This is a genomic window from Streptomyces otsuchiensis, assembly GCF_004305975.1.
Classification (GTDB): Bacteria; Actinomycetota; Actinomycetes; order Streptomycetales; family Streptomycetaceae; genus Streptomyces; species Streptomyces otsuchiensis.
Map to the genome: position 1 here is coordinate 1 of NZ_BHZI01000177.1, position 12,331 is coordinate 12,331.

Genomic DNA, 12,331 nt, shown 5'->3' on the forward strand with positions numbered 1-12,331 from the left:
GGGCCGGGGCGCAGCGGGGCGGAGACGGCGGTACGGACCGGCGGCAGACGTAGAGTCGGAGCATGGCTGGCGATGAGGGGACCGTGCGCACCGATGCCTGGATCTGGGCGGTGCGGCTGACCAAGACACGATCGATGGCGGCGGCGGCCTGCCGAGGTGGCCACGTCCGGGTGAACGGCCAGCGGATCAAACCCGCTCACCCTCTGAAGGTGGGCGACGAGGTGCGGCTGTTCCACGCGGGGCGGCAGCGCGTCGCCGTGGTGACCCGGATCATCCGCAAGCGGGTGGGCGCGCCCGCCGCCGCCGAGTGCTTCGTGGACAACAGCCCCCCGCCGCCCCCGCGTGAGGCGGTCGCACCCGCCGGTATCCGTGACCGGGGCACGGGGCGGCCGACGAAGCGGGACCGCCGGGAGATGGAACGGCTGCGGAGCGCCGACCGTCCGCCGGGCGGTCTCTGACCCCCGCCCCTCGCCCGCCCGCGCGGCCCGCAGCCGGACTTGGCTCCGGACACGGCCGTGCCGCCCGGGGCGGACCCGGGCGGCACGGTCGGTAGTGGCGGGCGCCGGCTGTCGTCCGGCGCCGTCTGTGGTGCGGCGCTGCTGTTACTCGGTGGCGATGGCGTTGAGGATGTTCATCCTCCCGGCCCGGAAGGCCGGCACCAGTGCCGCCAGCAGACCGACCAGCGCTGCGCCGATGAAGACGACGATGATGGTCGCCCACGGCAGCACCAGGACATCCATCCCCTCCATGGCGAGCAGTTGCTGTGCCGCGAGACCCCAGGCGAGGCCCATGCCGACGCCCAGTACCGCGCCGAAGAGGGCGATGACCACCGACTCCAGGCGGATCATCCGCCGCAGCTGGCGCCGGGAGAGACCGATGGCCCGCATGAGCCCGATCTCCCGGGTCCGCTCCACGACCGACAGCGCGAGCGTGTTCACCACACCGAGGATGGCGACGATGATCGCGAGGGCGAGCAGACCGTAGGTCATGTTCAGCAGCTGACCGACCTGCTCCTCGATCATCTTCTTGTAGTCGGCCTGGTCCCGGACCTCCAGCGTCGGCAGAGCGCCGGCCGCTTCCTCCAGCGAGGCACGGGCCTCGTCCACCATGCCCTCGTCGGCGAGCGCCATGATCATCCACGGCAGCGGCATGGCGTCCTCGGGCACCGACTCGGCGACGGTCGCCACGGAGGTGTAGGCGGGGGAGCCCTCGGCCTCACTTCCCGGCGCGACGATGGCGCCGACGGTGAGGGTGGTCTCCTCGCCGCCCCGGAAGGTGATGGTCAGCTCGTCGCCGACCTCCACGCCCTCGCGCTCGGCACGGCCCGCGTCGATCGACACGTTGCCCGGGGCGAGTGCTTCACCGAGGCTGCCCTCCGACATCTCGACCCGCATCATGTCGGGGAAGCTCTCGTCCACGACGGAGAAGCTCTGCTCGTAGGTCTCACCGTCGGGGGTGGTGACCTGCGCCGGCATCAGCATGAAGTCCGAGGTCGCGCTGAGGTGGTCGGCGTTGCGCAGCGCGTCGGCGGCGTCCGGCGGAATCGGCTGCCAGTTGCTGGTCTGGATCATGAAGTCGGCGCCGATGGCCTCGTCGATCTGCTTGGACGCCGACGAGATCATCGAGGAGCCGACGACCGCGAGCGAGGTGACCAGCGCGAGGCCGATCATCAGCGCGGACGCGGTGCCGCCGGTCCGACGGGGGTTGCGCAGCGCGTTGCGCTCCGCCAGGCGCCCGACCGGGCCGAAACCGCGCAGCAGCACGGAGCTGAGCACCTTGACCACACTGCCGACGAGCGCCGGGGCGAAGACCACCATGCCGACGAGGGTCAGCAGCAGACCGCCTGCCACGTAGCCGGAGGCGGGCCCTACTTCGTCGGTCGTGGTGGTGAGGACCAGCAGCAGTGCGCCGACGACGGTGAGGAGACCGCCGATGGCGGCCCGGATGCGTCCGGCCCGCACGTCGCCGGGGATACCGGCGTCCTGCAGCGCGGCCATCGGCGTGATCTTCCCGGCCCTGCGCGCCGGGAAGTAGGCGGCGACCAGGGTGACGGTGATACCGAGCACGATGCCGGTGATCGGCACCGCAGCCGAGACGGTGAGGTCGTCGGTGGAGATGTTGAGGCCGATGGCACCCATCAGCGCCATGAGCCCGACAGCGAGCCCGAGCCCGGCGAGGAAGCCGAGGACGGAGCCGAAGACACCGAGCAGCAGCGCCTCGATCAGCACCGAGCGGTTGATCTGCTTCCGGCTGGCGCCGATGGCCCGGAACAGGCCGATCTCGCGGGTGCGCTGGGCGACCAGCATGGTGAAGGTGTTGACGATCAGGAAGACTCCGACGAGCAGCGAGATCATCGCGAACGCCAGCAGCACGTAGCGGATGATGTCGAAGACCTCACCCAGCGCGTCCTGGTTCTCCTGGATGAACTCGTCGGCGGTCAGCACCCGCACGTCGTCGCTGTCGACGGCGGCCTCGACGCGGTCGCGGAGTTCCGCGTCGCTGACGTTGCCGTCGCTGTCGACGTAGACGGTGGTGAAGCCGTCAGCGCCGAGCAGGATCTCCTGTGCGGTGGCCAGGTCGAAGTAGACGATGGACGCGCCGGGGTTGGTGGTGGCGAAGTCGACGACGCCGGTGATGGCGTAGTCGCTGGTGCCGGTGACGCTGACGATGCTGAGGGTGTCGCCGATGCCGAGGCCGGAGGAGGACGCGGTGTCCCCGTCGATCATGACCTCGCCGGGGCCCTGCGGCAGGGCGCCCTCGGGCTCCTCCATGATCCGCAGTTCGACATCGGACCAGTTGATGCCGATGGTGGGCGCACCGGTGGTCGGGCCCACGGTGTCGTTGTCGGGTCCGATGGCGACGATGCTCGTCGACTCGACGACGCCGGTGGCGGTCTCGACCCCGTCGACCGCCTCGATGTCGTCGACGATGGAGCCGGGCAGGGAGTCCGGCCGGCCGGACGGGTTCCCCTCCTCGAAGGAGGACTCGGCGGTTGCCGGGGAGACCATCACATTGGACGCGGACTGCGAGAAGAGCTTGTCGAAGGTGGTCTGCATGGTCGCGGTGAAGACCAGCGTGCCGCAGACGAAGGCGACCGAGAGGGTGACCGCCATGCCGGAGAGGATCATCCGGCCCTTGTGCGCGAAGAAGTTGCGCAGGGACGTCTTGACCACACTCATGAGGTACGCCCCTGGGCGTCGAAGCCTCGCATGCGGTCCAGGACCTTGTCGGCGGTCGGGCTGAACATCTCGTCGACGATGCGGCCGTCGGCGAGGAAGACGATGCGGTCGGCGTAGGCGGCGGCGACCGGGTCGTGGGTCACCATCACGATGGTCTGGCCGAGGTCGTCGACAGAGCGGCGCAGGAACTGGAGGACCTCGGCGCCGGCGCGGGAGTCGAGGTTACCGGTGGGCTCGTCACCGAAGATGATCTCGGGCCGGGAGGCAAGGGCGCGGGCCACGGCCACGCGCTGCTGCTGACCGCCGGAGAGCTGGTTGGGGCGGTGCCCGAGCCGGCCGGAGAGCCCGACGGTGTTGACCACCGTGTCCAGCCACTCCTTGTCGGGCTTGGTGCCCGCGATGTCCATGGGGAGGGTGATGTTCTCGGCCGCGGTCAGCGTCGGCAGCAGGTTGAACGCCTGGAAGATGAAGCCGATGTTGTCGCGGCGCAGCCGGGTGAGGTGCTTCTCCTTGAGCCCGGTGATCTCGGTGTCGCCGATCCACACCTGTCCGCTGGTCACGGAGTCCAGACCCGCCAGGCAGTGCATCAGCGTCGACTTGCCCGACCCCGACGGCCCCATGATGGCGGTGAACGCGCCCTTGTCGATCCCGACGCTCACCTGGTCGAGCGCCAGCACCTGGGTGTCGCCGGCCCCGTAGGCCTTGGTCACGTTGTCGGCGCGGGCGGCGACAGCGGGCGGCCCGCTGGGGCCGTTTGTCTCGTCCACTGCTGGCGTGGTCACGATGTTCTCCAATGCCTTATCTCATTCTTATGTTGAAGAGACTAGGCACTGACCTGACGGTGATCGTCGGCCCGGGGGAGGAACAGCGGGTAGGTGAAAAGTCGCAGGGTTCCCTTAGGGGTCCTCCACCTGAGGTAGCGCCTCGTGGCGCCTCGGGCACGACCGTGGGCGGACATCGCCCCCGACGCCGGACGGGCCGGCGCACCTTCGGGTCCGGGCGCGGAGGCCCGCGCCCGGACCCGGTGGTGCGTGCGGCCCGCGCCTACCCCTGTCAGGCGCGGACCGCACGGCGGGACCGGCTCGCGGCTCGCAGCCGGTGGTCACGACGGCCCTCCCCGGCCGGCGGCCGGGCCGGTGTGGGGCCGGGTTGTGGGTGTCCGGAGGTGGAGCGGGGCTCGTCCCGTAGGACGACACGCTCTCCTCCTTCAGGACGGGTGAGGCCGCCCGCTGCCCCGAGAGGCCCCGGGGTGGTGCGGCGCTCGCGCTGTCCGGTGAGGTCAGAGTCCGAAGCTCCAGTGGCCCTCGTTGTCGAGGTCGCCGACGAACCGCACGTTGATGTCGACGAACTCGGCGTCCTCCGGAAGGTCGAACGCGATCTCGCCGCTGGCGGTGCGGCCGGGCTTGAGTGTGCCGAAGGGGTCGGAGTCGAGGTTCGCGTTGTCGAAGAGGCGCTCGGCCTCGACTCCCCGTTCCCCGGCACGCGCCTTGTAGAGGATGGCCACGTCGATGTCCTCGTCCGTGCCGTTGGAGACGGAGACGCCGAACTTGTACGCGGTGCCGGTGTGGTCGACGTAGTCGGACGGGGTGAACTCCTCGACGCCGCCGAGGGTGACCTCGATGCCGTCGGCGGTGGTGAAGGTGTCGCCGTCGCCGAGGAAGTCGCCGTCGGGCAGGCGGTCGCCGCCGTCCGACGCGTCCGACCCGTCGTCCCCGGCGTCGTCGGTCTCGCCGGTGTCCGCGTCCTCGGCGTCCGTGTCCCCGGTGTCTGCCTGCTCGGCGTCCTCGGCGTCGCGCTCCTGGCTGTCGCCGGCGCCCTCGCCGGGTATGCCGGTCTCCTCACACGCGGTCAGACCGCCGATGGCCAGCACGGCCGCAGCAGTTCCCGCGACCACCCTCATGCGCCGGCGGCGAAGGATGCTCTGCTGGGTCATGGTCGTCCCCCTCGGTGTGGATCGCCGGCCCCCGTCGAACCGGTGATCACATCCGATCAGCACATCGACTGCCTGGGCCAGGGCTGACGGCCGGCTGTTGCGGCGTCGCGACACAGTCACGACGAGGAGCGGAACTTCGCGACGAGATACACGGGTTCCGCACCGCCGCGACGCGGGCGCCGCCGCTGACCTACCGGTGTGGCCGCCCGGTGGCCGCCGGTCCACCGGTGGTTCACCGGACGGCAAGGTCCGCGTCGCACCCTCCCGGTATCACTGGCCCCGAGGCCACCCGCGCCCCGGCCGCCGTCGCGTACCAACGCGGGCGGCACACGGGCACGGACCGAACACCGCAGCCCGAACGCCAGCACCCGCACGCCAGACCCCGCACCAGCACCCGCGCACCTCCCCCGGAGGCGCCCGAAGGGAACACCACGATGGGAAGCGCCGCGCCACGCGCCGTCGTCCTCGCCGACTCCGACAGCCGCTGGAAGTGGGCCGCGCTCGTCACCCGGCGAATCGCCCCGGACCACGCGATCGACGCCCGCTTCCTGCGCTCGGGCACCGCCCCCTCGCAGCGGCAGATCGACGAGGTCGGTGTCGTCCCCGACACCACCGCGACCCTGGACTACGCCGAGGTCATGGCCGACCCGGCGGTCTCCGCCGCCGATGTCGTCGTCCTCGGCACCACCGGCGGCACCATGCTCACGATGATCCACAGCCTGGGTACGGCCTGGCGCGGCCGGCCCACCCGCCCGGCGATCGTCACCGGCTACGTCGGCGTGATCTACGAGAACCTGGTCGACGGTCTGCTACTGCGCGCGGGTTCCGACCTGCTCCTCGCCAACAGCGCGCAGGACGCCGAGCGGTTCCGGGGGATCTACGCCTCGCTCGGCGTCGACACCTCGGGCGTCGTCGAGGCGGCCCTCCCTTTCCTCGGCGGCGCCTCGCACGATCCGTCGGCGGCGGGCCGCGACCGTCCGTTCACCGTCTGCTTCGCGGTCCAGCCCTCGGTGCCCGGGACCCGTGAGGCGCGGATGTCGCTGCTGAACCATCTGGCCCGGCACGCGCGGCTCCACCCGGAGCGGGAGGTGCTGCTGAAGCTGCGCAACCAGCCCGGCGAGGCGGTCACCCACACCGAGCGGTTCCCCTACCAGCAGTTGCTGGCCGCGCTGCCCGACCCGCCGCCCAACCTCCGCGCCGTGTACGGCGACATGGGCTCGGTGCTGGACCGCACCGATCTGCTGGTCACGGTCAGTTCGACGGCGGCGGTCGAGGCGGTGCACCGGTCCGTCCCCACCGCCGTCCTCAGTGACTTCGGGGTGCGGGAGGCCCACGGCAACCACTTCTTCGTCCACTCCGGGCTGCTCACCAGCTTCGCCGACCTGGACCGGGGCCATGTGCCGACGGTCCGCCCGGAGTGGGCGGCCCGCAACGGCATCGGCATCGAGGACCCGTACCGTGCCGCCCGCGACCGGCTGGCGGCGCTCCGCGCGGCCGGTGTCACCACGCCACCCCGGCCGTACTACACCCCGGAGAGCAGCGGCGAGTACCTGAAGCAGCTCCTCGCACGGCGCGGTGTCGGCCTCGACGGCCTGCCGTTGCCCCCGCGGCAGGCCGCCACTCCCCCGGCCCTGCGGCGCCTGGTGCGGCGCGGAGCGGGCACGCTGTACCGGATCGGCCGGACCAGGCTGGCCCCCGCGGTGCGCCGCTGGCAGCAGAGCTGACCCCCTGCGCGCCCACCGCGAGCCAACCGCTCGCCCACCGCGCGCCACACCCGGCACACCGCCGTCACCGACCGGTTTCCGCAGGTCACCGAAGAAGCGGTGACGCGGCCTGCCGAACGGCCCCCTACAGGCCGTAGTATCGCGGCACGCATCGGACCCACCGCCGGGAGAACCTCAGTGAAGCGCCGCACGTCCGCACTGTCCGTCTCGGCCGCCGCGCTGCTCGTGGCCGCCCCGCTGCTCACCGGCTGCTCCGCCGACTCCCACCCCGGAGCGGCCGCCGTCGTCGGTGACGAACGGATCACCGTCTCGCAGGTGCAGTCCCGTGTGGAGGCGGTGCGCGCGGCGCAGCGCGCCGACGACAACGCCGACCAGCTGATCGCCGGTACGGGGGCGCTGCCGCTGGAGACGGTGCAGCTGCTGGTCCGCCGGGAGCTGCTGGAGCGCACCGCCGAGGACAACGGCGTCAGCGTCAGCCGCCGCGATGTCATGGACGCCCGGTCCCGGGTCGAGCAGAACTTCGGCGACACCGAGCAGTTGGAGCAGTTCGGTCTCAGCTACGAGGGCGGGCCGTTCACCCTGGACCAGCTCGACGACGTGCTGCGGGAGCAGCTGCTGGTCGACGGGCTCATCTCCGAGCTGGGCGACGAGGGCCTCGGCCCGGCCGTCGCCGAGACCGCCGAGCGGCTCGGCGTGGAGATCAACCCCCGTTACGGCGCCTGGGACTACGAGCGCGGCGGGTTCACCGCCGGCGACACCCCGTGGCTGACCGACCCCGCCGGGACGGCCGATACGCTGCCGGGGTGAGCCCCACCACCCCCTTGCCCCGCACGGCGCCGGAGCCGGCCACCGGCCCCGGCCGCATCGTCCTGCTGACCACCACCCACCGGGTCGCCCCGGGACTGCTGTCCTGGCCGGCCTGGGATGTGCTGCGTTCGGCCGACCGCGTGCTGTGCCGGGACGCCGGGCATCCGCAGCTTCCGTATCTGGCCGAGGCCGGGGTGGAGGTCGAGCTGACCGGCGCGGAGCTGCCGGACGCCACCGAGCTGGTGACCTGGCTGACCGCGGCCGGCACTCCTGGGTCCGACGTCGCCGAGCCGCCCGCGGCGCCCCGCACCGTCGTGGTGCTGGCGGGCGCCGAGGGCGAGTCGCGGTTCACCGACGCCCTGGCCCGCCTGGCCGGCTCCGGCCGGGTCGCCGCGATGCCGGCCCTGGAGCTGCTGCCCGGCTCCTACGATCTGCCGGGCGCCCGGCTGCTGGACCTGGTGCAGGTGATGGACCGTATCCGGGCCGAGTGCCCGTGGGCGTCCCGTCGCACCCACCAGGAGCTGGCCCGCTTCGGGGTCGAGGAGATCTACGAACTGGTCGAGGCGATCGAGACCGGCGACCGGGAGGAGATCCGCGAGGAGCTGGGCGATGTCCTGCTCCAGGTGATCTTCCACGCCCGGATCGCCGAGGACGACGCCGAGGGCCCGTTCTCGGTCGACGATGTCGCCGCCGGGATCGTGGCGAAGCTGATCCACCGTCATCCGCATGTCTTCGGTGATGTGACCGTCTCCGACGAGGCGGACGTCGAGGCGCAGTGGATGCGTGCCAAGGCGACCGAGAAGCGGCGTGACTCGGTGACCGACGGCGTGCCGCTGGGCCAGCCGGGGCTGGCGCTGGCCGCCAAGCTGTCGAGCCGGGTGCGGAAGGCGGGGCTGGAGGTGCCGCTGCCCTCCGGGGAGGGCGTCGGCTACCGGCTGCTGGCGGTCGCCGCCGAGGCGGAGGCCGCCGGGACCGATCCGGAGACGGCGCTGCGCGTGGCCACCCGCGCCTACCGGGACGCGATCCGCGCCGCCGAGGGCCACCCGGCCGCCTGACCGGACGAGCGAACCGGGGAGACCGGCGACACCGGGGAGACCGGGGACACCGGCGGACGAGCGCGACCTCCGGAGTGCGGCCGGAAGCCCGCTCCGGCGTCAGTCCGGTCCGTCGCCGAGCGGCGGCTCGGCCGCCGGGGCCTCCAGCCGGTTCAGGGCGGCACCGGTGAGCAGCGCGCCCAGGGCGGTGCGCAGGTCGGCGCCCGCGTACCAGTCGCCCGTGTGATCGACGCAGTAGATCCGGGCCTCGCGGTCGACGGCGAGGAGTGCTCCTCCTATGCCGGGGGTGTGCGCGCCGAGGTGGCCGGCCTCGCCGACCGGGGTCAGTTCGCAGTCGAGGGCCTGTCCGAGGTCGTTGAGGGTGCGTGCCCAGTGCAGCCCGCGCAGCGGTTCGACGACGACCTGGCACGGCACATGGTCGCGGCCCGGCCCGCGCGGCAGGAGGTCCAGTCCGCCGAACTCGGCCCAGATGGCCTCGGCGGCGGGCACCACGGTGTGCGGGTGGCCCAGGGAGGAGAGGTGGGTGAGCAGTTCGGACGCCCAGGCTCCGGCCCGTTCCTCGCGGCGCCCCGGGTACCAGCCGGCCTCGGTGAGGGCGTGTTCGACCACGGCGTCGGCGGAGGCGGGTCCGCTGTTGCGGGAGCCGCGGACGACGGGCAGCCGCAGCGAGGTGGTGGCGTCCGTCACGGGGCTGATGGAGCGGACCCCGAAGTGGGCCAGCAGGGCGGTGCAGGAGTGGCAGTGGCGGGCGTACTCGCCGTGCCGGGGGTCGCCGTCCTCGCGGATGTGGCGGGTGGTGATCCGGGCGCCCTTGAGTGCCTTGCGTGCCTGGCCGGCGCTCTTGGCGCCGACGGCGGTGAGACGGCGTGAGAGCAGCGCGACCTCCGGGCAGCGGCCGGTGTGGCGTTCGCGCTGGTCGGGGCCGAGGCCCTCCAGGACCTTGGCCACCAGCGGGTGCTGTGGCGGTGGCGGTCCGGAGCGGGCCGCGGTGGCGGTGAGAGTGGTCTCACCCGGGAGCGAGAGGGCGGCGGCCGTCGTCGGGAGAATGCCGTCGCGGCGGTGGCGCAGCCGGGGGGTGACCGGTCGTGCCCAGCCGAGCCGGGGGTCTCCCGGCAGCCGTTGATCGCTGTCCGAAATCGTGCTCATCGTGGTGGTTCCTCCCCCGAGATGAGGCGCGAGCCTCATGGCTGTCAGCTTGCCACACCGTGCCCTCGCGACGGGGTACCCCATAGGCTGTGCCGGAACAGCGAGCACCAGCAGGGGGCAGACGCCATGACGACAGGTCGGCTCGGGCACCAGGCCGCGCCACCGAACAGGGCCTACGCCGGGCAGGTTGTGCAGTTCCCGGATCCGGTGCGGGCGGCCCGCTTCCCGCAGGGCATCCGGGTGGACGCCGACGGCTATCCCGACTTCTCGCCCTACGCGCGGGCCGCCGCCGAGGTCGCGGAGCCCCCGGAGGGTTTCGGTGTGGACGAGTTGCGGCTGACCGACTACGTGTCGGCCAACGCCGCGCTGCACGCGGACGGCCACGAACTGTGGGCGAACCTGCCGCCGGTGGCGACGCCGCACGGCTGGTCCTGGCACCACGTGGCCGGCACCAGACGGCTGGAGCTGGTCCCGGTCGAGGTCAAGGCGCTGTTGCGGCACCACGGTGGGCTGTCCACCACGGCCGTGGACCAGAACAAGCGCGGCACCCGGCCGCTGACCGACACCCGGCCGGTGCACTTCGCGGTGCCGCAGCCGGTCGCCGTGACCGAGGAGCTGGTGGCGGGCGCCGAGGCGAAGCTGGGCTACCGGCTGCCGGAGGCGTACCGCGCGTTCCTCAAGGCGGCGGGCGGCAGCGCCCCGGACGGTGTCGCGCTCGACGCCGAGCTGGGCCTGCTGATCGACCAGCCGTTCTTCACGTTGCGCGACGAGGCGGCGGTCAACGACCTCGTCTACATCAACAAGTGCCTGCGGGACCACCTCACCAAGGACTACCTCGGGGTGGCGTTCGTGCAGGGCGGCATCCTCGTGCTCAAGGTGAAGGGCGAGCAGACGGGTTCGGTGTGGCTGTGCCCGCTGGACGACGCCCGGGACCGGGACGGGCTCACGGTTCAGGAGCGGGTGGACCGGCTGCTGCTGCCCTGCGGCGCCGACTTCGACGCGTTCCTGCTGCGACTGGCGGGCAACCCGCCGGAGCTGGACACCGTGGCCAACCTGATGGTGGACGGCGGTTTCGCGTACGCCGTCCCGGTGGAGAGGTGATGCTCCGATGGTGACGTTCGCACAGGCGCAGGAGCGCGCCGAGCGGTGGGTGAACGGTTCGGTCGCCGCGCAGGCGCGGCGCGAGGTCCGGGTGCGTGAGTTCGACCTGGGTTTCGTGGCCTGGGCCGAGGACGCCTCGGGCGCTCCGGCACCCGGCGGCCGGCTGGTGATCGCCCGCGACAGCGGCGACACCACTCTGTGGCCGGCGCTGCCCGTCGGCGAGGTGATCCGCGCCTACGAGGCCGAGTACGGCACCGAGCCGGCGGCCGCCGCGGAGCCGGAGGCGGAACCGCCCTCGGTCGACCTGGAGGCCACGTCCTTCCTGCTCACCCCGCCGCAGTGGCTCCAGGAGGCCGCCGACCGGGCGGGGATCCCGGACCACCGCGCCGCCTCGGCCGAGGACGGTGCCGGCGACGACGCGCCGGTGACGCCGTCCGGCACCGGCGAGACACCGGTGCCGCCGTCGACGCCGTCGGCGCCGCCCGCGTCTGGCCCGGCGCCGGTCGCCGAGGAGGAGGACCCCTCGGTGGGGAGCGCCGCTGAGCCGTTCGCGGCGACGCGCCCGCACCCCGCGCCCGAACCGTTCTCCGTCCCGGAGCCGCCCGGCACTCCCCCGCCACCGTCGGCGGAGCCCGAGCCGGCGGCCGCGGCCGACCCGTTCGCGGCGTCCGGCCCGTTCGCGACACCCGACCCGTTCGGGGCGGCGGCCGCCTCCGGCGGCGGATCGCCGTGGGACGCGACCGACACCTCCGGCAGCGGCGCGGACGACGCGTCGATGCCGCCGCCGGCCACCGTGTTCTCCGCGCCGGTGGTGAGCGGCCAGGCGCCGCCCGCCGAGCCGCGGGGTGACGGCGCCGACCCGGAGGCCCGGACCACGATCATGCCCGCGGGTGGAGGCGAACCGCCGCTGCCGCCGACCACCGTGCACCCGGCGGTGCCGTCCGGTGGGCCGGGCACCCCGCCCCCGTCGGCCGGCCACGGCACCCCGCCGCCGCCCGGCGCGCCGCCGCGCGCGCCGTCCGGCTCCGCCGCGTGGCCCGGCGGTGGCGCGGCGGACCTCGCCGACGCGGACACGGCCAAGGCCGCCAGCCCGTCGTCGTCCTCCGCCTCGTTCACCGGTGGCCCGCCGCCACCGCCGGGACAGCCCGGCACGCTCGGCGCCGGCCGTCCGGCGCCGGATGGTGCGGGGGCGGACGACAGCGGCTACGTCCCGACGCAGATGGTCTCGGCGGACGAGCTGAAGCAGCAGGTGCGCGACGCGCAGCAGGGTGGCGGCGCGCCGCCGCCGGCTCCGTCTCCGCCCTCGGGCGGCGGGGACGTGCACCACGCGGCGACGATGCTGGCGCACGCGACGCCCGCGCCCTCCGCCCCCGGCCGGGGTGGCAC

General features: G+C 73.4%; 10 protein-coding genes. 6 read left to right on the plus strand and 4 right to left on the minus strand.

Annotation, left to right across the window (positions count from 1 at the left end):
* The first annotated feature begins 62 nt into the window (after positions 1-62).
* Positions 63-458 carry an RNA-binding S4 domain-containing protein gene (locus E0D90_RS17215; RefSeq protein WP_174856213.1) on the plus strand — a complete coding sequence of 132 codons (396 nt, stop codon included), beginning with the start codon at positions 63-65 and terminating at the stop codon, positions 456-458.
* A gap of 144 nt (positions 459-602) precedes the next feature.
* Here E0D90_RS17215 and E0D90_RS17220 read toward each other — a convergent pair whose 3' ends face one another.
* The 3 genes from E0D90_RS17220 to E0D90_RS17230 form a co-directional block, all read right to left on the minus strand.
* Positions 603-3,179 carry an ABC transporter permease gene (locus E0D90_RS17220; RefSeq protein WP_130799140.1) on the minus strand — a complete coding sequence of 859 codons (2,577 nt, stop codon included), beginning with the start codon at positions 3,177-3,179 and terminating at the stop codon, positions 603-605.
* Positions 3,176-3,961: an ABC transporter ATP-binding protein gene (locus tag E0D90_RS17225; RefSeq protein WP_374935868.1), complete on the minus strand. Its 786-nt coding sequence runs from the start codon at positions 3,959-3,961 to the stop codon at positions 3,176-3,178. Before E0D90_RS17225 ends, E0D90_RS17220 begins: the two co-directional genes overlap by 4 nt.
* A gap of 497 nt (positions 3,962-4,458) precedes the next feature.
* A complete protein-coding gene (locus tag E0D90_RS17230) occupies positions 4,459-5,112 on the minus strand; it encodes a DUF4352 domain-containing protein (protein WP_130799141.1) in 654 nt (217 codons plus the stop codon).
* 434 nt (positions 5,113-5,546) lie between these two features.
* Here E0D90_RS17230 and E0D90_RS17235 point away from each other — a divergent pair, with 434 nt between their 5' ends.
* The 3 genes from E0D90_RS17235 to E0D90_RS17245 all read left to right on the plus strand — a co-directional run bounded on the left by E0D90_RS17235 (position 5,547) and on the right by E0D90_RS17245 (position 8,698).
* Entirely contained in the window at positions 5,547-6,836 is a 1,290-nt protein-coding gene (locus E0D90_RS17235) for a DUF6716 putative glycosyltransferase (protein ID WP_130799142.1), read from the plus strand.
* A 177-nt stretch (positions 6,837-7,013) separates the two neighbouring features.
* Positions 7,014-7,643 (plus strand): SurA N-terminal domain-containing protein, encoded by a 630-nt coding sequence (locus tag E0D90_RS17240; protein ID WP_157996879.1) that lies wholly within the window; start codon positions 7,014-7,016, stop codon positions 7,641-7,643.
* Complete coding sequence (locus E0D90_RS17245) at positions 7,640-8,698, plus strand: nucleoside triphosphate pyrophosphohydrolase (RefSeq protein ID WP_130799143.1); 1,059 nt, start codon at positions 7,640-7,642, stop codon at positions 8,696-8,698. Before E0D90_RS17240 ends, E0D90_RS17245 begins: the two co-directional genes overlap by 4 nt.
* 99 nt (positions 8,699-8,797) lie before the next feature.
* On the opposite strand, the gene E0D90_RS28620 is transcribed toward E0D90_RS17245, so the two are convergent.
* On the minus strand, positions 8,798-9,844 hold the full coding sequence (locus E0D90_RS28620) for an SUKH-3 domain-containing protein (protein ID WP_438827410.1): 1,047 nt from the start codon (positions 9,842-9,844) through the stop codon (positions 8,798-8,800).
* Between the two features lie 126 nt (positions 9,845-9,970).
* Here E0D90_RS28620 and E0D90_RS17260 point away from each other — a divergent pair, with 126 nt between their 5' ends.
* Both E0D90_RS17260 and E0D90_RS17265 read left to right on the plus strand, forming a co-directional pair.
* On the plus strand, positions 9,971-10,945 hold the full coding sequence (locus tag E0D90_RS17260; RefSeq protein ID WP_103529004.1) for an SMI1/KNR4 family protein: 975 nt from the start codon (positions 9,971-9,973) through the stop codon (positions 10,943-10,945).
* 7 nt (positions 10,946-10,952) lie between these two features.
* The coding region (locus E0D90_RS17265; protein ID WP_498072962.1) for an SUKH-4 family immunity protein at positions 10,953-12,331 on the plus strand (1,379 nt) is incomplete at its 3' end.